The 21,275-nt window shown below is 70.1% G+C and carries 18 protein-coding genes; 11 read left to right on the top strand and 7 right to left on the bottom strand.

Annotation, left to right across the window (positions count from 1 at the left end):
- Nucleotides 1–13 precede the first annotated feature (13 nt).
- On the bottom strand, nucleotides 14–439 hold the full coding sequence (gene rnhA / locus Dac01nite_RS09665; RefSeq protein WP_203656681.1) for a ribonuclease HI: 426 nt from the start codon (nucleotides 437–439) through the stop codon (nucleotides 14–16).
- Nucleotides 440–498: 59 nt separating this feature from the next.
- Here rnhA and ybaK point away from each other — a divergent pair, with 59 nt between their 5' ends.
- The 6 genes from ybaK to Dac01nite_RS09695 all read left to right on the top strand — a co-directional run bounded on the left by ybaK (nucleotide 499) and on the right by Dac01nite_RS09695 (nucleotide 6,003).
- The gene (ybaK, locus tag Dac01nite_RS09670; RefSeq protein ID WP_203656381.1) at nucleotides 499–993 is read left to right on the top strand and encodes a Cys-tRNA(Pro) deacylase; all 495 of its coding nucleotides are present in this window, start codon (nucleotides 499–501) and stop codon (nucleotides 991–993) included.
- Nucleotides 990–1,727, top strand: a complete 738-nt coding sequence (locus Dac01nite_RS09675) for a YggS family pyridoxal phosphate-dependent enzyme (RefSeq protein ID WP_203656385.1) — start codon at nucleotides 990–992, stop codon at nucleotides 1,725–1,727. The genes ybaK and Dac01nite_RS09675 overlap by 4 nt, the downstream gene beginning before the upstream one ends.
- Before the next feature lie 81 nt (nucleotides 1,728–1,808).
- Nucleotides 1,809–4,502, top strand: a complete 2,694-nt coding sequence (locus Dac01nite_RS09680; protein ID WP_203656386.1) for a DEAD/DEAH box helicase — start codon at nucleotides 1,809–1,811, stop codon at nucleotides 4,500–4,502.
- A gap of 89 nt (nucleotides 4,503–4,591) precedes the next feature.
- Nucleotides 4,592–4,783 (top strand): helix-turn-helix transcriptional regulator, encoded by a 192-nt coding sequence (locus Dac01nite_RS09685; RefSeq protein ID WP_203656387.1) that lies wholly within the window; start codon nucleotides 4,592–4,594, stop codon nucleotides 4,781–4,783.
- Nucleotides 4,773–5,180 (top strand): hypothetical protein, encoded by a 408-nt coding sequence (locus Dac01nite_RS09690; RefSeq protein WP_203656388.1) that lies wholly within the window; start codon nucleotides 4,773–4,775, stop codon nucleotides 5,178–5,180. The genes Dac01nite_RS09685 and Dac01nite_RS09690 overlap by 11 nt, the downstream gene beginning before the upstream one ends.
- A 118-nt stretch (nucleotides 5,181–5,298) precedes the next feature.
- The gene (locus Dac01nite_RS09695) at nucleotides 5,299–6,003 is read left to right on the top strand and encodes a VIT1/CCC1 transporter family protein (protein ID WP_203656389.1); all 705 of its coding nucleotides are present in this window, start codon (nucleotides 5,299–5,301) and stop codon (nucleotides 6,001–6,003) included.
- 250 nt (nucleotides 6,004–6,253) lie between these two features.
- Here the strand turns inward: Dac01nite_RS09695 and lplAB are convergent, their stop codons facing one another.
- Both lplAB and cimA read right to left on the bottom strand, forming a co-directional pair.
- On the bottom strand, nucleotides 6,254–7,312 hold the full coding sequence (lplAB, locus tag Dac01nite_RS09700; protein WP_203656390.1) for a lipoate-protein ligase LplAB: 1,059 nt from the start codon (nucleotides 7,310–7,312) through the stop codon (nucleotides 6,254–6,256).
- 64 nt (nucleotides 7,313–7,376) lie between these two features.
- Complete coding sequence (cimA, locus tag Dac01nite_RS09705) at nucleotides 7,377–8,972, bottom strand: citramalate synthase (RefSeq protein ID WP_203656392.1); 1,596 nt, start codon at nucleotides 8,970–8,972, stop codon at nucleotides 7,377–7,379.
- Between the two features lie 265 nt (nucleotides 8,973–9,237).
- Between cimA and Dac01nite_RS09710 the strand changes: the two genes are divergently transcribed.
- From Dac01nite_RS09710 to Dac01nite_RS09720, 3 genes are read left to right on the top strand one after another with little or no spacing between them, the layout of a single operon-like run.
- Nucleotides 9,238–12,423 (top strand): CDP-glycerol glycerophosphotransferase family protein, encoded by a 3,186-nt coding sequence (locus tag Dac01nite_RS09710; RefSeq protein WP_203656394.1) that lies wholly within the window; start codon nucleotides 9,238–9,240, stop codon nucleotides 12,421–12,423.
- A 4-nt stretch (nucleotides 12,424–12,427) separates the two neighbouring features.
- Nucleotides 12,428–13,882 carry an MBOAT family O-acyltransferase gene (locus Dac01nite_RS09715; protein WP_203656396.1) on the top strand — a complete coding sequence of 485 codons (1,455 nt, stop codon included), beginning with the start codon at nucleotides 12,428–12,430 and terminating at the stop codon, nucleotides 13,880–13,882.
- Between the two features lies 1 nt (nucleotide 13,883).
- Nucleotides 13,884–15,131 carry a DHHW family protein gene (locus tag Dac01nite_RS09720; RefSeq protein WP_203656398.1) on the top strand — a complete coding sequence of 416 codons (1,248 nt, stop codon included), beginning with the start codon at nucleotides 13,884–13,886 and terminating at the stop codon, nucleotides 15,129–15,131.
- A 12-nt stretch (nucleotides 15,132–15,143) separates the two neighbouring features.
- Here Dac01nite_RS09720 and Dac01nite_RS09725 read toward each other — a convergent pair whose 3' ends face one another.
- Nucleotides 15,144–15,701 carry a M48 family metallopeptidase gene (locus Dac01nite_RS09725; RefSeq protein WP_203656400.1) on the bottom strand — a complete coding sequence of 186 codons (558 nt, stop codon included), beginning with the start codon at nucleotides 15,699–15,701 and terminating at the stop codon, nucleotides 15,144–15,146.
- Between the two features lie 133 nt (nucleotides 15,702–15,834).
- Here Dac01nite_RS09725 and Dac01nite_RS09730 point away from each other — a divergent pair, with 133 nt between their 5' ends.
- Entirely contained in the window at nucleotides 15,835–16,398 is a 564-nt protein-coding gene (locus Dac01nite_RS09730) for an RNA polymerase sigma factor (RefSeq protein ID WP_203656402.1), read from the top strand.
- A complete protein-coding gene (gene mltG, locus Dac01nite_RS09735) occupies nucleotides 16,395–17,417 on the top strand; it encodes an endolytic transglycosylase MltG (protein WP_203656409.1) in 1,023 nt (340 codons plus the stop codon). The genes Dac01nite_RS09730 and mltG overlap by 4 nt, the downstream gene beginning before the upstream one ends.
- A 186-nt stretch (nucleotides 17,418–17,603) precedes the next feature.
- Here the strand turns inward: mltG and Dac01nite_RS09740 are convergent, their stop codons facing one another.
- The 3 genes from Dac01nite_RS09740 to Dac01nite_RS09750 form a co-directional block, all read right to left on the bottom strand.
- The gene (locus Dac01nite_RS09740; protein WP_203656410.1) at nucleotides 17,604–19,427 is read right to left on the bottom strand and encodes a glycoside hydrolase family 9 protein; all 1,824 of its coding nucleotides are present in this window, start codon (nucleotides 19,425–19,427) and stop codon (nucleotides 17,604–17,606) included.
- A gap of 39 nt (nucleotides 19,428–19,466) precedes the next feature.
- Nucleotides 19,467–20,576: a branched-chain amino acid aminotransferase gene (locus tag Dac01nite_RS09745; protein WP_203656411.1), complete on the bottom strand. Its 1,110-nt coding sequence runs from the start codon at nucleotides 20,574–20,576 to the stop codon at nucleotides 19,467–19,469.
- A gap of 68 nt (nucleotides 20,577–20,644) precedes the next feature.
- Nucleotides 20,645–21,136 (bottom strand): hypothetical protein, encoded by a 492-nt coding sequence (locus Dac01nite_RS09750; RefSeq protein WP_203656412.1) that lies wholly within the window; start codon nucleotides 21,134–21,136, stop codon nucleotides 20,645–20,647.
- Nucleotides 21,137–21,275 lie beyond the last annotated feature (139 nt).

Consider the following 21,275-nt stretch of genomic DNA (forward strand, 5'->3'; position numbering starts at 1 on the left):
AGCCTTGGTGCTCCTAGGAGCGGCGGGCCGCCTCGACGCCCTTGTTGGCCAGCGCATCGGCCCTCTCGTTGCCGGGATCGCCCGCATGACCCTTGACCCACACCCACTCGACCTGATGTCGGGCCACCTGCTCGTCGAGCGCGATCCACAGCTCCTGGTTCTTGACGGGCTTCTTGTCGCGGGTCTTCCAGCCGTTGCGCTTCCAGCCCTTCATCCAGCTGGTCACGCCGTTCATCACGTACTGCGAGTCCACGTGCAGGGTCACCGCGCAGGGCTTGTTGAGGGTCTTGAGGCCCTCGATCACCGCCGTGAGCTCCATGCGGTTGTTGGTGGTGTGCTGCTCGCCGCCGAACAGCTCGCGCTCCTTGCCGCCGGCCCTCATCCACGCACCCCAGCCGCCGATGCCGGGATTGCCCTTGCAGGCGCCGTCGGTCCACATGTCCACGGGGGTCAGGTCGCTCTCGGTCACGCCCGACACTGTAGGGCACACTGGTGGCCATGCCCCGGAAGGACCATGCCTCGACGCCCGCTGTCGCCGTGCTGGTGCAGGCCGGGGTGCCACACGACCTTCACCCGTACGAGCATGATCCGGCCTCCGAGCTGTCCTACGGCCTCGAGGCCGCCGCTTCGCTGGGCGTCGACCCGCGAGCGGTGTTCAAGACCCTGTGCGTGCAGGTCGACGGCACGCTGACCATGGCGCTCGTCCCGGTATCAGGCTCGCTCGACCTCAAGGCCGTCGCCAAGGCGACCGGGGCCAAGCGCGCGGTGATGGCCGAGCCGGCCGCAGCGGAACGCGCCACCGGCTACGTCGTGGGCGGCATCTCGCCACTCGGTGGACGCAAGCGACTGCCTGCCGTCATCGACGAGTCCGCCCTGGACCTCGCGCGCGTCTATGTGAGCGGCGGCAGGCGCGGGCTCGACATCTCTCTTGCGCCAGCTGATCTGGTGCGGCTGACTGGCGCGACCACCGCGCCCATCGGGAAGGACTCATGACAGACCTGCACCCTCCTCAGGATGACTGGGACCCGGCGGCGTCGCTCGCCGAGGTCAAGGCGCGCGTGCACATCGCGGAGGCGGCGTGCGGGCGCGCCGGTGCGGGTGTGCAGCTCCTGGTGGCGACCAAGACGTGGGATGCGAACGCTGCCGCTGCCGTGGTCGCGGCCGGCGGGTCGCTCGTGGGCGAGTCGCGCATGCAGGAGCTCGCCGCCAAGGGCGACGCGCTGCGGGCGTCCGGCGCGCGCGTGCACGTCATCGGCCAGCTGCAGCGCAACAAGGCCGCCATCGCCGTGCAGTTCGCGGACTGCGTCCAGACCGTGGACTCGCTGCGCCTGGCCGAGCGGCTGTCGCGGCTGTGCCTGGAGGCCGAGCGCGACCTCGAGGTGATGATCCAGGTGAACGTCTCCGGGGAGGACAGCAAGGCGGGAGTAGCGCCGGACGAGGCCCTGGCCCTCGCATCGGCCGTCCAGGCCCTGCCTTCGCTCACGGTGACGGGCTTCATGACGATCGGGCTGAACTCGCAGGAGGAGGGCCCGGTGCGGGAGGGCTATCGCCGACTGCGCGAGCTCCGCGACACGGCGCTGATTCGCTCCGAGCGCGGCGAGATGCCGCTGCGGGAGGCGTGGCACCTGTCGATGGGCATGTCGCGCGATCTCGAGTGGGCCATCGCCGAGGGCGCCACGATGGTGCGCGTGGGCACGGCCGTCATGGGCGCCCGCCCCTCGAACTAGGCACGTCACGGTCACGGCTACGGCCGCCTCTGCCGCTGGAGGCAAGCCATGTCCACGCACCGGTCAGTCACAATGGACGCGATGACCTCCTCCGACGCTCCCCTCCTCGCCCGCCTGCCCATCGGCGCGCAGGGCACGCCGCCTGACCCCGACGCGCTGTACGAGGCCTTCGACGCCTGGGCCACCGAAGCGGGCCTCCCGCTCTATGCGCACCAGGACGAGGCGCTCATGGAGATCGTCTCCGGCTCTCACGTGATCCTCGCGACGCCCACCGGCTCCGGCAAGTCGCTGGTCGCCGCAGGCGCGCACTTCGCAGCACTTGCCGCTCACCGGGCCGGCACCGGCGGCCGCACGTACTACACGGCGCCCCTGAAAGCCCTGGTGAGCGAGAAGTTCTTCGCGCTCATCGACCTGTTCGGCTCGGAGAACGTGGGGATGATGACGGGCGACTCGGCCGTCAACGCGGACGCCCCCATCATCTGCTGCACCGCGGAGATCCTCGCCAACCTGGCGCTGCGAGACGGCGCTGCGACCGATGCCGCGCTGGTGGTCATGGACGAGTTCCACTTCTACGGCGACCCGCAGCGCGGCTGGGCGTGGCAGGTGCCGCTGCTCGAGCTGCCGCGCACACAGTTCGTGCTGATGTCCGCGTCGCTGGGCGACACGTCCTGGCTCGTGGAGGACCTCACCGAGCGCTCGGGCCGCACAGTCGCGGAGGTCACCACCGCGGAGCGCCCGGTTCCCCTCGCGTTCGACTACAGCGTCGAGCCGCTGCCCGAGGTGGTGGAGCGGCTGGTCGAGACGGGCCAGGCGCCGCTGTACGTCGTGCACTTCACGCAGAAGGACGCCATCGACCGCGCCCAGGCGCTGCTGAGCATGAAGGTGGCCTCGAAGGAGGAGAAGCAGGCGATCGCCGATGCGCTGGCGGGGATCCGCTTCGCGACCGGATTCGGCAAGACGCTCTCGAAGTTCCTGCGCGCGGGCATCGGCGTGCACCACGCAGGCATGCTGCCCAAGTACCGTCGCATAGTCGAACGACTGACTCAGCAGGGCCTGCTCAAGGTGGTGTGCGGCACCGACACCCTGGGCGTGGGCATCAACGTGCCCATCCGCACCGTGGTGCTGACGTCGCTCGTGAAGTACGACGGCGAACGCATGCGCCACCTCACCGCACGCGAGTTCCATCAGATCGCGGGGCGTGCCGGACGCGCCGGGTTCGACACCGAGGGCGACGTCATCGTCATGGCACCCGAGCACGTGATCGAGAACCGCAAGGCGCTGGCCAAGGCCGGCGACGACCCCAAGAAGCGTAAGAAGATCGTTCGCAAGAGCGCGCCCGCCGGCTCAGTGAACTGGACCGATGCGACGTTCGAGCGCCTGCGCGACGCCCCTCCGGAGCCGCTCACCAGTCACTTCGCCGTCACCCACGCGATGGTCCTCAACGTGCTGGCACGTGGCGTGGCGAACCCGGCGCTCGACCGCGAGGCTCAGGACCCGGTGCTCGCGATGCGCAGCCTCATCGATGCGGTGCACGAGACCGAGGCGCAGAGGCAGGGCCACCTGCGACAGGCGCTGCGGATCTACCGCTCGCTGCGCGTGGCGGGCGTGGTGGAGCGCATCCGCGTCCCCGACCCCACGCACCCCCGCGGGGAGCGCCCCTCCGTGCGACTGACCGTCGACGTGCCCCGCGGCTTCGCGCTGAACCAGCCGCTGTCCCCGTTCGCGCTGGCGGCGATGGACCTGCTCAATGTGGAGTCCCCCGAGCACGCGCAGGACGTGGTGTCCGTGATCGAGGCGACGCTGTCCGACCCGCGCCAGATCCTCGTGGCCCAGCAGCATGCCGCACGCGGTGAGGCGATCGCCGCGATGAAGGCGGACGGCATCGAGTACGAGGAGCGCATGGAGCTCCTCGAGGAGGTCACGTGGCCCCAGCCTCTCGCGGACCTGCTCGAGCCGGCGTTCGTCGCCTACCGCCGCACCAACCCGTGGATCCTGGGCGCCGAGCTCTCCCCCAAGTCCGTGGTGCGGGACATGCTGGACAAGGCGATGTCCTTTGGCGACCTCATCTCCGTCTACGGGCTCGAGCGCACGGAGGGCGTGGCGCTGCGCTACCTGGCGGAGGCCTACCGCGCGATGCGGCAGACGGTGCCCGAGGAGCATCGGACGGAGGATGTGGTCGCGATCACCGAGTGGTTGGGCGAGCTGGTGCGCTCGACGGACTCGTCGCTGCTCGATGAGTGGGAGCGCCTCATGAATCCCGAGGTGACGATGGGCGATGACGCGGATCCCGCATCGGCCGCCGCCACCCCCGCGATGGCGGGGCCGGCACGGCCGATGTCCGGCAACCCGCGCGTGCTGAGGCGCTTGGTGCGCAACGCGCTGTTCCAGCGCGTCGAGCTCGCCGCTCGCGAGGACTACCAGGCACTGGGAGCCCTCGACGCGGGCGCTGGCTGGGATGCCGCCGCGTGGCGCGAGGCGCTCGATCCGCTGTTCGAGGAGCAGGGCGACCACGCGATCGGCATCGGGCCGGATGCGCGGTCTGCGGCGCTGGTGACCTTCGTGGAGCCCGGCGGCGATCACGACGAGGGCCGGGCGCGTGCAGCCCTCGCTGCCGCTCCGGATGCCTCGCTTCCCGAGGGCACCTGGGTGGTGCGGCAGGTGCTCGACGACCCTGCCGGTGACCATGACTGGGCGGTCACCGCACTGGTCGATCTGGATGCGTCCGACGAGGCCGGCGCCCCGGTGATCGAACTGCTCCACGTGGGCCCCCAGTAGGCACGTCGCCTCGTCGCGCTTGACAGACGACCTCGTTGTCAAGCACGCTTGTCATGTCAAGGACACTTGTCATCACCGGAGGAGGGCCGATGCGCAACGACGTTCGCGAGCGGCGCGAGGCACGCGGCCTGTCCCAGGCCGCTCTCGCCCAGCAGCTGGGCGTGTCGCGCCAGACCGTCAACTCGATAGAGAAGGGTCGCTACGACCCGTCGCTGCCGCTCGCCTTCGCGATCGCCGCCCACTTCGACACCACCATCGAGGAGATCTTCCATGTCGACTAAGGCCTCACCCCTGATCGCCAAGGCCGCCGCCTTCGTCGCCGGCGCCGCAGCCGCCAGCGTGCTCGCCGCGATCGCCTACGCCGCCGGCTACGACTCCGTAAGCAAGGGCATGATCCAAGGCGCGTCCGTCATGCTGGGGATCATCCTGATCCTGTGGATCGTGGGCCCGCGCCTGGGACTCGGCTCGCGCGTCGCGAACGGCGTCGCGGACGAGCGCGACGACCGCATCCTCACGGCCGCGTTCGCGGACTCCGCGGTGGGCATGGGCCTCGCCGCCGTCGGTGCGATGGTGGGCTCGTTCTACGGACTGCCGGGCGTCGCCGTCGCCGGCATCGTGCTGTGGGTGGGCGTGCTCACCTTCTCTGCCAGCGCAGTGGTGCGTTCCCGCCGCTCCTGAACCGGCGCATCGGCCGTCCCACGACCGCCTCCTACCACCTCGCTACCAGGAAGTTCGGTGCGCCGAAGACAGGTTCGCCTTCCTAGCGCCGCCGGACGCACCGCCGTAGCCTGGCGGCATGGACACATCGCACGAGCCCGAGGAGGCACGCCTGAGCGGCCGGCTCAACTGGCTGCGAGCAGGCGTGCTGGGCGCGAACGACGGCATCGTCTCCGTCGCCGCTCTCGTCGTGGGCGTCGCGGCTGCGACGCCCGAGAACGACGTCGCGATCCTCACCGCCGGCATCGCCGCTCTCGCTGCAGGCGCTCTGTCGATGGGCGTGGGCGAGTTCGTCTCCGTCTCCTCCCAGCGGGATGCGGAGAAGGCTCAGCTGGCGCGCGAACGGCGGTGGCACGACGAGCGTCCCGAGTGGGAGCTCGAGCAGCTCGCGCGTCTCAACATGGAGACAGGGATGAGCGAGCAGACGGCGATCGTGGCCGCTCGCGAGCAGACCGCCAAGGACCCGCTCGCGATCCACGCTCTGATGCACCTGGGCATCGACCCCGACGAGCTGGTCAGCCCCGTGCATGCCGGCATCGCGTCGCTGATCTCGTTCCTGGTAGGCGGCATCGTTCCCGTGCTGCTGATCGTGCTCGTCGCGCCCGCCTGGCAGGTGCCCACCACGGCTGCGGCGGTGGTGGTGATGCTCGCCGCGACCGGCACCCTCTCCGCTCGATTGGCGCACTCGCCCTACCCGCGCGCGATCGCGCGGAACGTCCTGGGCGGCTCGCTCGCGCTGGCGATCACCTACGGCATTGGCGCGGCCGTGGGCGTCGCGGTCTGAGCCGGCAACAGGCTCACCTGCCTCCCCTCACCGCTCCGACGTAGGCAACTGATGTGCACAACCGGCGCGAGTCGACCGGCGACGAGGCAACTCATGCACATGACTGGGCGTGGGCCCGACCGCTGCGGGCGAGCTCCGGCGGCCAACGCACGCGGCCGTCCGCCCACCCCCACGTGACCATCACGTGCCTCCACGCGCTGCAGAACTCACTTCCGTGAACATGACGTGCCTACGAGGGGGCGTCGCTGGCTCAGGGCACCAGGTCGAGCCACTCCTGTGTCGAGAACTTCGACTCCACCAGCGCGTGCGCCTGCGCCAGCTCGTCCGCAGTGACGGAGCTCGGCTCGGTCGCGTACCGCGATGCGAAGTGGGCGAGGAAGGCGTCGATGATCGCCTCGCGGGTCATGCCCGTCTGGCTGCGCAGCGGGTCCACGCGCTTGTTCGCGCTCGTGGTCCCCTTGTCCGACATCTTCTCGCGCCCGATGCGCAAGGTCTCGAGCATCGCCGCCGCATCGATGTCGTACGCCATCGTGACGTGATGCAGCACGGCGCCGGCGGCGTAGCGCTTCTGCGCGGCTCCCGCGATCTTGCCCTGGTCCGAAGCGATGTCGTTGAGCGGCACGTAGCGCGCCCGGATGCCCACGTCCGCCAGCGCGCCCAGCACCCAGTCGTCGAGGAACGCGTAGGACTGCTCGAAGCTCAGCCCCTCGACCAGAGACGACGGCACCGACAGCGAGTAGGTGATGGTGTTGCCCGGCTGGATGAACATCGCTCCGCCGCCAGAGACGCGGCGCGTCACGGTGATGTCGTGCCGCGCGGCGCCCTCAGGATCCACCTCGTTGCGGCGCGACTGGAAGGACCCGATCACCACAGCCGAGGACGCCCACTCCCAGATCCGCAGCGTGGGCCCGCGCCGCCCTGCGGCGACCTCGCGCGTGATGACGTCGTCGAGCGCCATCTGGAGGTGCGGCTCGCGGGGCTCGTCGTGGAGCACTCCGAAGCTGTGGTCCTGCCATCCGGTGGCGTGCCCCAGCGCCCGGCGCACCGCGATCGCCACGGCCTCGGGGCTGAAGCCCACGTACTGCGCCTCCGGTGCCGCGCGCTCGATGGCATAGGCCAGGTCCGCGACCGACGCGCTGGCCGGCAGCCCGGCGAGCGCGCCGCTGATCGCGAGGATCGCCTCCGCTGGCTCGAGGAAGAAGTCGCCGGAGATCACCACCCGGTCCAGGGTCGCGAGGTCTCCCTCGCCAATGGCCTCGACGTCCGCCACCACGAGCTTGCCGCCAGGAACCTTGTATTCACCGTGCATGGAGTCCATTGTCTCGCGATGGAGAACGGCCGATGCGCGCAAGGGCTCCGCTGGTGAGGGGCCGTCAGCGTCGGTCGATGCCCGCCTTCAGCAGTCCGTAGACCAAGGAGTCCGCGAGCGCCTCCCACGACGCCTCGATCACGTTGGGTCCCACGCCCACGGTGCGCCACAGCTCGCCGGTCTCCTGGTGGACCGTGGTGATGAGCACGCGGGTCACGGCGTCCGTGCCGTGGGAGGCCTCCATGATGCGCACCTTGAAGTCGGTGAGCTCGAACTCCTCGATCTCGGGGTACACGCCGGCGAGCGCGGTGCGCAGCGCATGGTCCAGGGCGTTGACCGGACCGTTGCCCTCACCCACCGCGACCATGCGCTCTCCCCCGGCGCGCATCTTCACGACGGCCTCGGCGTCCGCGTCCGTGGGGTCGCCCGGCTTCGATGCGACGCGCACGCGCCACGTCTCGACGTCCCAGAAGGCGGGGTTCTCGCCCAGCTCGGAGCGCAGCAGCAGCTCGAAGGACGCGTCCGCAGCGTCGAAGGTGTAGCCGGCGGCCTCGGCGTGCTTGACGCGATCGGTCACGCGGCCCAGCAGCTCGTTCTGGCCGGCGAGGTCGAAGCCCAGCTCCTTGCCCTTGAGCTCGATCGAGGCGCGTCCGGCCATGTCGGACACGAGCATCCGGAGGCCGTTGCCTACCTTCTCCGGCTGCGTGTGCTGGTAGAGATCGGGGTCCACGCGGATGGCGGAGGCGTGCAGGCCGGCCTTGTGCGCGAAGGCGGAGGCGCCCACGTAGGGCTGGCGCGCGAAGGGCGCGATGTTGGTGATCTCGGAGATCGCGTGCGCGATGCGCGTGGACTCCACGAGTCCATCGCCCTTGAGCGCGACGATGCCGCGCTTGATCTCGAGGTTCGCCACGACGGCCACGAGATCCGCGTTGCCGGTGCGCTCCCCGTACCCGTTGACGCAACCCTGCACGTGGGTCGCGCCGGCCGCCACCGCCGCCATCGAGTTCGCCACGGCGCAGCCGGAGTCGTTGTGCGCGTGCATGCCCAGGGGCGTGTCCAGGCGCTGGCCCACGGCGGCCACGATCTCGCTGACGTCGTCCGGCAGCATGCCGCCGTTGGTGTCGCACAGGCACAGCACGTCCGCGCCTCCGGCGACCGCGGCCTGCAGGGTGCGCAGCGAGTACTCGGCGTCGTGACGGTAGCCGTCGAAGAAGTGCTCGGCGTCCATGATCACGCGACGGCCCTCGCCGGTGAGGAACGCGAACGTCTCCTCGATCATCGCGAGGTTCTCGTCCGGGGACACGCGCAACGCGCGCTCGGCGTGGCGGATGTCCGCCTTGCACACCAGGGTGATGATGGGCGCCTCGGAGTCGAGCAGCGCGCGCACCTGGGGGTCTGCCGCTGCTGTGGCTCCGGCACGGCGCGTCATGCCGAACGCCGCCAGCTGAGCGTGACGGAACGTCAGCTCCTTGCCCGCGAGCGCGAAGAACTCGGTGTCCTTGGGCACGGCGCCGGGCCAACCGCCCTCGATGACGCCCACGCCCAGCTCGTCCAGCAGCGGGGCGATCGCCATCTTGTCCGCGACGGACAGGTTCATGCCTTCCTGCTGAGCCCCGTCACGCAGCGTGGTGTCGTAGACCTCGACCGTGAGATCCGTCATCGTCGTGCTCCTCATGTCTGTCCGCCGCCACCGGCGAGTCCCGTCCCAACAAAAAAGCCTCCCAGGGTGCGGGAGGCTGCGCGTCGGGAGGTTCTCGCCGACGCGCTACGGAATGATGATCGCGGTGTGCATCGGTGTCATTGTGGCACACGTTGCCTCGGTGGCACGGGACCGCCTCTGAGAGTCGGTCCAGGTCTGCGTTGTTAGACTCCACGAATCGTACGAGTGGGGTCCGCGCCATCCGCGGACACGGAGGATGGCTCCCGTGGGCTTTGCCACGCGCAGCGACGCGGTCGCGCTTGCACAGAGCGGTGACGTCGTCACCCTTCACTGGAGACCCGTCGGCACGGCCGATGCCGCGGTTGCCGTGGCTGATGACGGACAGTCCCATCCGCTCGCCGTGACGGAGGATCGCTCGCGCGTACTGATCGACCTTCGCGACTTCGCCTCCGAGGACCAGCGCGTGTGGCACCTGCGCGTGACGTCGGGCGGCGTGCAGCATCCAGTGCGGCCTGGGCGACTGCTGGGGCACGCTGAGCTCGCGCCCGTGGTCGAGGGCGAGGCTGCGGCGATCGCCTCGGTCACCAAGCGCGGCAACCTCGTGATCCGCAGCGGCACCACGGCGCCCTCGACGCCCAAGGTCGTCACCCGCTCCCTGTGGTGCCACTCCTCCGGCATCACGGTGCGGGCCAGGGCGTGGCTGCCGGCGCATGGCGTCCCCGAGGTCTCGCTGGTGCTGCGCGAGCGCGGCAGCGCCTCGGAGACCGCGCTGCCGGTGCATGTGTCGGCGAACCCGGGCGGCAACGGCGCGCGTCGCACGGTGGACCTCCGTGCGCGCGTCGCATGGGCGGACGTGGTCGAGCGGCTGGGCGCGGCCGATGTCCTCGACGCGTGGCTCGAGTTCGCCTGGGACGGCCTCGATCCGGTCAGGGCGATGGTTCCGGGCGCTCGCACCGCAGGGGTGCAGCGCCTGCGCACGGGCTATCTGGAGCGGGGCGACATGGGGCACGCGATCACGCCGTTCCTCACGTTCAAGGCCGCACGGCTCTCGCTGCGCCAGGAACGGCTGTCCCGCGACGTGCTGCAGGTGATCCGCACGCATGGCCGTGGCGCCCGCGCCAGGGCGCTGTGGCGCCGTGCCACCCGACGCTCGCGACGCCCCCTGTGGGTGATCGGCGAGAGGCCCGAGCGCTTCCAGGACACGGCGGCGGCGTTCTTCGCGTGGGCCTCCCGCGAACGTCCCGATGTCGACATCCGCGCCGTGGTCTCTCCCCGCAGCCCCGACTTCGAGCGCGCGGCCAGCGTGGGCACCGTCATCGCGGCGGGCAGCGCTGACCACGCTCGCGCGGTGCTCGACGCGGACAGGATCATCGGCTCGCACCACCCCGACTACCTCTATCCCGTCCGCGCGGAGTCGTTCCGCGCGGACGTGCGCGGCCTGCGCATCTTCCTCCAGCACGGGGTGATGGGCACCAAGTGGATGGCGGATCTGTACGGACGTGACGCGCCCGGCTTCGAGACGGACCTGGTGATCGCGAGCTCGGAGCGGGAGCGCGACCTGCTGGTGCGGGACTTCGGCTACCAGCCTCGACAGATCGCGGTGACGGGGCTGTCGAGGTTCGACACGCTGCTGGCGCCGCATGCCGCGCCAGCACGCCGGCTGCTGGTGATCCCCACGTGGCGCGACTGGCTCACGGATCCGGAGGCGTATGCCGCGTCCGAGTACCACCGCGAATGGCACGGCCTGCTCACCGATCCCGAGTTCCGACGCGTGTGCCAGGACGCGGGCCTGCAGGTCACGCTGTCACTGCATCCCAACATGCGGGCCTTCGTCCAGGCCTTCGAGGACGCGGGCGTGCAGGTGGTGCACCCCGGAGAGCAAGACGTCCAGGGGATGATCCTGGACTCCGCGGCCCTGCTGACAGACTTCTCCTCGGTGGGCTTCGACGCGGCCCTGCTGCACCGTCCCGTGCTGTACTTCCAGTTCGATCGGGACCGGTTCCTGGGGCGCATGGGATCGCATCTCGACCTCGACGCGGACCTGCCGGGAGAGATCGCCTTCACGCGCACGGGAGTGCTCGCGGCGCTGCGGGCGGTGGTGGCTCGGGACATGCAGCCGTCCGAGGACACGGTGCGGGTGGCGGACTCCTACTACCCCGCCCGTGACCAGGGCGCGAACGAGCGCATCTTCGACGCGATCGCTCACGCGCGGCGCACGCGGACGCGGCGCAGCGCGGCCCGCGTGCGGGCCCGAGCCGAGCGCATCGGCGCCGCGATCTACCGGCGGCTGCGTGCGTCCTCGCTCTACCTGCCGCTGTGCAAGGCGGTCTTCCGCGTGGCGAGCGTGCTGCCGCGTGACCACCGCCGGGTGGTGTTCGAGTCCGGCGTGGGCAAGCAGTTCGGCGACAGCCCTCGCGCGATCTACGAGGAGGTGCAGCGGTCGCGCCCCGGGATGCGCCCCATCTGGGCCTTCAACGGGCGGCCGTCCACCATCAGCGGCGGCGCGGAGGTGGTCAAGCGGCTGTCGCTGAGGTACTTCCTGCACCTGGGCCTCGCGAAGTACTGGGTGTCGAACCAGTCGTTCCCTCACTACGTGCGCTCGGACTCGCGCCGCGTGTACATCCAGACGTGGCATGGCACCCCGTTGAAGCGCATGCTGCACGACCTCGATCAGATCACGGGCCGCGACGAGGGCTACGTCCACCGCGCCACCACCGCCGCACAGCAGTGGACCACCCTGCTGTCCCCCAACCCTCATACGAGCGCGATCATGCGCTCCGCGTTCCGCTACCGCGGCTCGATCGCGGAGCTGGGCTATCCGCGCAACGACGCGCTGTTCGGCGCCCCTCGCGCCCGGGCCGAGGCGCGCGTGCGTCGTGCCTTCCACATCCCGGCCGATGCGCGCATCGTCCTGTTCGCCCCCACCTTCCGTGACGATCTGCTGGGCTCGCGCGGCGGCGATGGGCCGGCAGGAAACATCGACGCCACGGCCTTCGCGGAGCGGTTCGGCCGCACAGCGGTGCTGCTGGTGCGCAAGCATGTGGTGGACCGCACCGTGGTGCGCATCCCCGAGGCCGCCTCGCACGCCGTGCACGACGCGTCCGCGTATCCGGACACCCAGGACCTGCTCGCGGCGGCGGATGTGCTGGTCACCGACTACTCATCGCTGTTCTTCGACTACGCGAACCTGCGGCGCCCCATGGTCTTCCACGCCCCTGACCTCGAGCGCTACCGGGATGAGCTGCGCGGGTTCTACCTGGACTTCGACACCGATCTGCCGGGGCCGGTCACGCGCACCACGATCGAGGCCCTCGACGCGATCGGGACCGCGCTGCGCGACGGGTCGCTGCCCGGCTACGACCTGGACGCGTTCGCCGCCCGGTACTGTCCGTGGGACGACGGTCTCGCCGCACGACGTGTGGTCGAGCAGCTGATGACGGACGGGGGCTAGCCGGGTGGTCTTCACCAGCACGCTGTTCGTCTTCGCGTTCCTGCCTCTCGCGATCCTGCTCTTCTACGTGTTCCCCGCACGCTGGCGGACGGTGCCCATCCTGGCCACGAGCGCGGTGTTCTACGCGTGGGGCGAGCCGGTGCTCGTGCTGCTGATCCTTGGCACGGCGCTGGTGACGTACCTGCTGGGCAAGGCACTGCTGCGTGCACAGGGGCCTGCGCGGCGCTGGATCCTCACCGCTGGCATCGTGGTGATCTGCCTGCCGCTGGCGGTGTTCAAGTACCTGGAGTTCGCGCTCGAGTCCTTCGGGCTCGACTCTGCCGCGCAGAGCGTGAATCTCCCGCTGCCCATCGGCGTCAGCTTCTACACCTTCATGTCGATCGGGTACCTGATCGACATCTACCGCAGGCGCGACGACGGCGCACCCAGCCTGCTCGACTTCTCCGCGTTCCTCACGATGTTCCCGCACCTGGTGGCAGGTCCCATCGTGCGGTGGGCGCACATCGGCCCTCAGCTGCGCGAGCCGCGCTTCGACCCGGGGCTGTTCACGTACGGCGCGATCCGCGTGGCGACGGGCCTGGCGAAGAAGGCGGTGCTGGCGGATTCGATCGCGCCCATCGTCGACTCGCAGTTCGCCACCGGCCACCCCACCTCCGTGGGCGCGGCGTGGCTCGCGGTGCTGCTGTACTCGTTGCAGATCTACCTGGACTTCTCCGCGTACTCGGACATCGCGATCGGCCTCGCGGCGATGATGGGCGTGCGCTTCCACGAGAACTTCCGCTACCCCTACCTGGCCCGTTCCGCGCGGGAGTTCTGGCAGCGCTGGCACATCTCGCTCGGCTCCTGGTTCCGGGACTACGTCTACATCCCGCTGGGCGGCTCGCGCGTGTCGCCGCCCCGGGTGTGGCGCAACCTCATGGTGGTGTGGGCGCTGACGGGGCTGTGGCACGGCGCCGCGTGGACCTTCGTGCTGTGGGGGCTCTACTACGGCGTGCTCATCGGTCTCGAACGCTACGTGTTCGGCCGCTACCTCGAGCGCCTGCCGCGCCCGCTGCAGCACCTGTACGGGGTGCTGGTGGCGATGCTGGGATGGGTGCTGTTCCGCTCCGTGGACGTGGGCCAGGCGTGGCAGTACTACACGTCGATGTTCGGGCTGGGCGGAGTGCCGCTGTGGGACGCCGACGCGACGCTCGCGCTCCAGCGCAGCGCGGGACTGGCGATCGTGTCGATCGTGCTGGCGGCGGGGGTGGCGAAGCGGCTCATGGACCGGCTGCGCGACCAGATCGCGCTGCCCGACGACGCGCCGGCGGATGCGGCCCTGGCGCCCACCCGCGCCACGCGGGTGCTGCGCGCTCCCGCCGCTCTGGGCTGGTCCGTCGTGGTCGTCGTGTGCACGCTGATCGCCACCGCCTACATGGTTTCATTGACCTACGCCCCGTTCATCTACTTCAGGTTCTGACATGGCAGCCGATCCCCAGCACGCCTCGACCCGCCGCCGCAGGGCGCTCGGGTGGACCATCCTGCCCGCTGTGGCCCTGGGCGTGATCGTCACCGCCGGCTTCGTGAGCCTGGTCGCGCGCGAGGACGGACGAGTGTCGAACCTCGACGGGCGTGCGCTCGCGGAGTTCGACAAGCCCGAGGTCGAGACGGTGATCGACAAGTCCTGGATGGCGGGAGTCGACGACTGGGCCAGCGATCAGCTCGCTGGACGTGCGACGTGGCTGTCCGTGCACGCGGTGGCGCAGCACGAGGTGTTCCAGGATCCGATCGTCGATGACGTCTTCATCGATGGCCCCGACCAGTTCATGTTCGAGAACCACCTGGACCGCTCGGTGCCGGAGGACATGGCGGACAACGCCCAGGCCTTGTCTGACCAGCTCGCGCAGCGCGACATCCCTCTGATGTGGATGTACGCCCCGCGCAAGGAGGAGATCCGCCCCGAGGTGCTCCCCGAGGCGTGGGGCAACGAGCTGCTAACGGAGAAGCCGGCACTGATGGACGCGCTCGACACGGGGGATCCGATGGTGGACCTCGCGGACACGGTGGGAGACCCGGACATCTTCAACGTGTCCTACTTCCGAACGGACCACCACTGGACTGGCGATGCCGCGCTCATGGCGGTGGATCAGACTGCGGCCGCCGCGCGCGAGCTGGGCGTGGACGTGCCGGATGACACCCGCGACTACGAGCGCGTGATCTACGAGGACGAACCGTTCTACGGGACTCTAGGACGTCGGGTGACCGCAGCGGTCACTCCCGCTCCCGACTACATCTCCTGGCTCGAGCCCGTGGGTGGCTTCAGCGCGCACCAGTGCCTCGACGATGCGTGCGATGCGCCGCTGATCAACACGTATCGCCTCGAGGAGGACTCCCTCTACGCCAACCGCTTCCGCGTGTTCCTGGGCGGCGACTCGGGCTACTTGCGCATCGTCAACGACGAGGCTCCCTCGGACACCACGGTGCTGCTGCTCAAGGACTCGTACGGCAACCCGTTCTCCGTGTACCTCGCGGAGCGCGTCAGCGAGCTGCACGTGGTGGACGAGCGCCACTACCGCGGCGATCTCGAGATCGCCGAGCTTGCCGAGGAGGTGGGCGCGGACGTGGTCATGGTGCTCCACAACCAGGTGTCGCTGCTGGGCGTCACGCGCTTCGACTCCACGTCCTGGGTCGACGTGAAGGGCGCCAGCACCTACAGCGAGGGCGAGTAGCCGCCTGCCGCTCTACAGCCTGCCCAGTCGCGCCTTGCGTTCGCGCCAATCCGGCAGGTGGCGGTCCATGAGCGCGTAGAAGCGCGGGCCATGGTTCATCTCGAGCAGGTGGCTCAGCTCGTGGACCAGCACGTACTCGGCCATGTCGTGGCCGCGGCGGGCCAGCTCCAGGTTGAGAGTGATGCGCTGGGTCGCGGCCCGGCAGCTGCCCCACTGCGATCGCATGATCCGCAAGGAGATGTGCGGCTGCTCGACCCCGAATCGCTCGCACCAGTGCGGGAGCAGATCCTCGAGCCACGCCTCGAGCTCCTCGCGGCACGCCTCAGCCTGCACCCCGTGCTCGAGACGCGGCGCCATGCCCTCGATCTCCGCGCGGCGCGCCGCGATCCAACGGGTCTTGGAGGCCACGAAGGCATCGATGCGCGCCACCGACGTCGCGTGCGGCGCGCTCACCTTCAGCTCTCCCGTGGGCGGCACCACGCGCAGGCGGATGGTGCGCATCCGCTTGCGGGTCAACGTGTACTCGGGGGCGGTGGCTCCGGAGCGGTACTCGGCATTAGTGCGTGGCATGTCGAGAACAGTATGCGACGAGTTCGAGAACCCTCCGCGCATCGGCGCTCCGCTGGGGAGACCTACAGCCCGCACCCAACCTGGGGACGGCCGAATGCGTATGACCGGGCATGAGCCACGTCAGGATGGATGCATGAGCGCCTGGAGCCGCACGCTGGATGAGCTGATGCGCGAGCGCGGAGCCGCACTGTTCGGCTACGCGTACGTGCTCACCGGCGACGCCAACGACGCCGAGGATCTGCTGCAGGACGCGCTGGTCCGCACGTTCCGCTCCGGCCGCAAGGTGGGCGACCTCACGTCCGCCCACGCGTACGTGAAGCGCGCGATCTCCTCAGCCTTCGTCGACGGCCACCGACGCGCCCAGGCCCGGCCTCAGCGCGAGAGCGGCGAGGCCGGGGATCTGGACGCACGTCCCGCATCGGCCGTCTCCCCCGACCCGGCTGGTGCGGTGACGGCGAGCCTGGACCTCCACTCGGCCATCCTCACGCTTCCCCCGCGCGAGCGCGCCTGCGTGGTGCTGCGCTACCTCGAGGACCTGCCCGTCGCGGCAGTCGCGAGCGAGCTGGGCCTCGCGGTGGGCTCCGTCAAACGCTACCTCTCCGACGGCGTCAAGCGGCTGCGCGTGATCTGCACGGACGTCGACTTCACCGAGCCGGACACCGTACCCGTCCACACCACCACCGGAGGTCCCCGATGAACACCGCACACGACGAGCTCGCCGCGATCGCCCGCGAAGGGGCCCAGCGGTTCTCCAGCACCGGCCTGGCCTCGAGCCACGCGACCGTCACACGGCGAGTGCGCCGCCATCGCGTGGCGCGCGGCTCGGTCACTGCCGTCGCGGGCGTGGGGATCGCGGGCGCCGGCGCCTTTGGCGTGATTCAGCTCCGTGGCGCCGATGCGGTGGGCCCTGCGGGCACGTTGGCTCCGTCGATCACAGGCGCGGCCTCGCCGTCAGCATCTCCCGTGCCCTCGGCCGAGGCGAGCCAGGACGAGGCGTCGGGCTCCGAGATCCACGGAATCTTCGACGTCTATCCCGGTGACCGGGCGGACGTCGTGATCGAGCGTCTCGCCGATGCCTTCGACACGGACGTCGCGACCGCGCGAGCGGCCGTGGTCGATGCGCTGCCCCCTGAGGCACAGGGGGAGCCCGACGGGTGGCTCTTGCCGGGCCGTTACTCGAAGTGGGCGGATCCCGACAATGAGTCCCTCACCCTCGAGGAACTGGTCGGGTCCGGACTGACCAGCGCCAACGCGGACCTCCTCGAGGCAGAGGGAGTGCCACGCAAGCAGTGGCACGACACACTGGTGATCGCGTCGATCGCCCAGGCCGAGGCGCAGATGCCGGAAGACATGGCCAAGGTGGCAGCGGTGATCCGCAATCGGCTCGACGCGGGAATGCGGCTTGAGCTCGATTCCACGCTTCGCTTCGAGGGCGAGCGAAACGGCATCGACTTCTCCGACCCCCACCGCACCACGTCCGAGGATCGCGCGGCTGAGACGCCATACAACACGTACGTCAACCAGGGGTTGCCTCCCACGGCGATCGGTGCGCCGTCAACCACCGCCATCACCGCGGCGACGCGTCCTGCTGACGGAGATTGGCTGTACTTTGTCCGGTTCCCATCGGGCGGGGTGCGGTTCGCGACGAACTTCGAGGAGCACCTCGACAACGTGACTGCTCTCCAGGAGCAACTCCAGTCCGGCGACGCTGAGTAGGCCTCCTGCGTCGCACAGTGCCGTCATGCCCGGGGCTGCGGACCTGGCGCGTCCTGGATATCGCGGGTGACCTTCACCGGTGCGGGACCGGCCCATCGGCGACATGCGCGATGCAGGACGCACGCTGGCGTGAGAACGTGACGCCAGTGCTACGCAGGACGCGGACCGACTCCTACGCGCGGCAACCTAGAGCTTGACCCGCGCCTCGGGGAACGCGAGGAACGCCGCGGCGGCGGCCAGCGCGGAGTTCCAGTTGATGGTGATCTCGTTGGTGGACCACGACTGGATGTCGTCCACGTAGGCCAGCTGCGGTGCGCAGTCCTTGTCCGGGTAGAGGCCGCTGATGGTCTCGTCCCACGTAGGCGTGTTCGCGTTGGGGCCGCCCGCGACGGAGCCGACAGGCGGTCGCGGCAGCGCCCGGTCCACCTGGTGGGCGAACCACCGCGAGTGCTGGTTCTTCACGAACACCGCGCCATAGCCCGTGATGTAGGACAGCCCCAGCGCATTGCGTCCCAGCAGGTAGTCCATCGACTCCCGGGCGGCCGCCAGGAGCTCCTCGTCGCCGGAGAGGTCGTAGCCCGCGCCCAGCACCACGATGTTGTTGAGGATCTGGCTGTTGGAGCCCCACACGTACCCGTCCGGCGGCAGCGCCTGGCCGAACGCCTGCCTGCGCTGCACACCGGCGATGGCCTGTGCGCCGGCGATCACCTGATCGGCCACCGCAGCACGATCCGCGAAGTCGCTGTCCACGGTCGCGAGCTGGATCTTCGCGATCCCATCGAGCTGATCCCAGCTGAAGCCGCCCACCGGGAACGAGTCCGCGGTATGGACCGGGGACGTCGTGACATACTCCGCGTACTCGGCCTCTCCGGTGGTGAGGAAGAGCTCTGCTGCAGCCCAGTAGAACTCGTCCGTCACATCGTCATCGTCGTACGGGCCTCCGCCATTGCGGCCGTCCTCGACGGGCGCAAAGAGGTCCGGGTGCTCCAGCGCGGTCCTCCAGGCTGTAGTCGCCGCGTCGAGCAGCCCCGCGGCATACACCGAGTCGTAGGCCTCCCACAGCCGTGCGCCCTGCGCGGCGACGGCCGCCAGGTTGAGCGTCGCGGCCGTCGACGGCCGGTGCAGCAGCCTGGGCTTGGGATCGTCCACGGGCAGGATCGGGATGGCCGTCCACCCGTGGTCGTGCACCTTGTGATGCACCATGCCGGCAAGCTCCTCGCCCTTGGGCACCATCATCGACACCAGAAAGTCCAGCTCCCAGCGCGCCTCGTTGAGCACATCCGGCACGCCGTCGCCGTGCTCGGGGATGTGCAGCGTGCCGTCCGCGAGCGCCTTCTGCGCCCCGCGGCCCGCCCGCATGGCCCGCTCCCACACGCCCAGCAGCTGTGCGACCGCGATGCCGCCGTTGACCACGTACTTGCCGTGGTCGCCGGCGTCGTACCAGCCACCCAGCACGTCCAGCGTGTAGTCGCCCGTCCAGGGCTCGCCGTAGACCTTCTCCGACTCCGCCGCTGGCTGGCAGGCGACGGCGAAGTCGCCCTGGTTGACGTCGTCGCCGCCGGGACGCGAGATGTGGCCGGGCTCGCGGGCGTACTCGTCGCCCACGATCGTCGCCTCGATCTCGATGCCGGAGCGCGCTAGATAGAAGTAGTTGAGGGCATCGACCATGAGCGGCGCGAACAGCCCTTCACGGATCACGAAGGAGTAGCTGGCCTCGCCTTCAGCCTCGATCGAGTAGGTTCCCTCGTCGTCCACGTCGGTGAAGTCGATCGCGTGGACGTGCAGCCCTGCGGTCTCGTCGACGCCCAGGACCGTGGTCGCGCCCTGGGCGACCACCTCCCCGCTGTACTCGCGCAGCTCCCACGACACGGCATCGTCCGTCTCGCTCACCAGGGTCGCTCGCTTGGGCGATCCCGGCTCGTAACCGTGCTGGTTCACCCTCACGCTCGGTCCGGTCTCGGGTGCGTACGCCGGCGTCTGGCTGGCGGTGTCGCGGGCGTCGTCGTCCACGGGGCGTGTCTCCTTGCGATGGGCGTCTGGGGTGGGGCCTCAGACCACGCGGCGCATCCAGCCGTGCGTGTCCTCGGCGTGGCCGTACTGGATGTCGGTGAGTCGCTGGCGCAGTGCCATGGTGACGGTGCCCGGCCCCCCGTCACCCACCACCAGGTCGTAGGACGGCGCTACCAGGCGCGCGATGGGGGTCACCACGGCGGCGGTGCCGCACGCGAACACCTCCTGGACGGCGCCGGAGGCGATGCCGTCCCGGAGCTCATCGATCGAGATGTCACGCTCGATGACGTCGCGGCCGTCGCCGCGCAGCAGCTCGATCACGGAGTCGCGCGTGACGCCCTCGAGGATGGTGCCCGTCACCCGCGGAGTCCAGATGGTGCCGTCGCGGCGGACCGCGAACACGTTCATGCCGCCCAGCTCCTCGACGTACATGTCGCGCGAGGCGTCGAGGAACAGCACCTGATCGCAGCCGTGGTCCTGTGCCTGCTGCTGCGGAAGCATCGAGGCGGCGTAGTTGCCCGCGGTCTTGGCCTGGCCCGTGCCTCCCGCACCCGCGCGGTGGAAGCCTTGGGCTACCCAGATCGAGACGGGCTTCACGCCGTTCGGGAAGTACGCGCCCACGGGCGAGGCGAGCAGCACGTAGCCGACTGTCGCCGAGGGCCGCACTCCCAGGCACGGCTCGGTCCCGATCAGCATGGGCCGCAGGTACAGCGAGGTCTCCTCGACATCCGGAACCCAGGCCGCGTCCACCCCCAGCAGCTCCTCGATCGAGCCCAGGAAGTCCTCCTCCGGGAGCGGGGGCAGCGCCATCCTCACCGCGGACGCGTTGAAGCGGGCGGCGTTCGCCTCCGGCCGGAACAGGTGGATCGAGCCGTCCGCCCAGCGGTAGGCCTTGAGCCCCTCGAACACCTGCTGGCCGTAGTGCAGCACGGTCGCGCCGGGGTGGAGCACCAGGTCGCCGAACGGCTCGATGCGGCGATCATGCCAGCCGCGATCGGCGGTCCAGGTGGCCTTGGCCAGGTGGTCAGAGAAGACCGTGCCGAACGGCTGGGAGTCCATGCGCCGAGCGCGCTCAGCGTCGGATGCCGGCGCCGGGTTGCGCGTGACCGCGAAGGCGGTCGCGTGGTGCTCGGGCGCGTGGTGGTCCATCCCGTCAGCCTACCTGCGGCGACGGCGGCCGCGACCCGCGCGAACGGGCGTGCCGCCGTGCCTCAGACCTAGCCGCACCAGTCGCACAGACCGGTCGCCGGCAGGTGCGTGAAGCAGGTGGGGCACGGGGTCGCGACCGGCTCGGTGGCCCGGGCGCGCTGGGCCGCCAGACGCTCGGCCTTCGTCACGGCCTGCGTGTCCTGGACGGCCGATGCGCGGGCGCGCTGAGGAGCGACCGCGCGAGGCGTGGTGGTCGCCGCGGGCGCGGCGTCCGGCAGCCGCAGCTCCTCGGGCTCGGCGATCTCGACGAACTCGCTGGGAGCATCGGCCGGATGCAGCGCCACATAGTGCGGCATCACGTAGGCGACGGGGCTGGTGCGGCCGTGCGCCTCGAGAGCGATGTAGGCGCGGGACTCGGGGATGTAGACGTGCTCGAAGTCGAGGCCGCGGACGGCCAGGCGGGCGCGGTCCACGGCGCCCAGGGGAAGCTCGAAGTCCGCCATGGCGGCATCGAGGGTACGGAAGTAGGTGCGGGGCTCAAGGTCACTGGAAACAGGCACCGGAAGATCATTCCCTACCGCGGGCCTGATGGGGTTCATCCACGCCGGAGTGCCTGCCACTCCGATGCCTTCTCCGACGGTTCGAACCACGTCAGCGGCGACACGCGGGGCGGAGACCCCGGGATTGGGGGCCATCCCC

The sequence above is a fragment of the Demequina activiva genome (genome assembly GCF_016862815.1).
GTDB lineage: Bacteria > Actinomycetota > Actinomycetes > Actinomycetales > Demequinaceae > Demequina > Demequina activiva.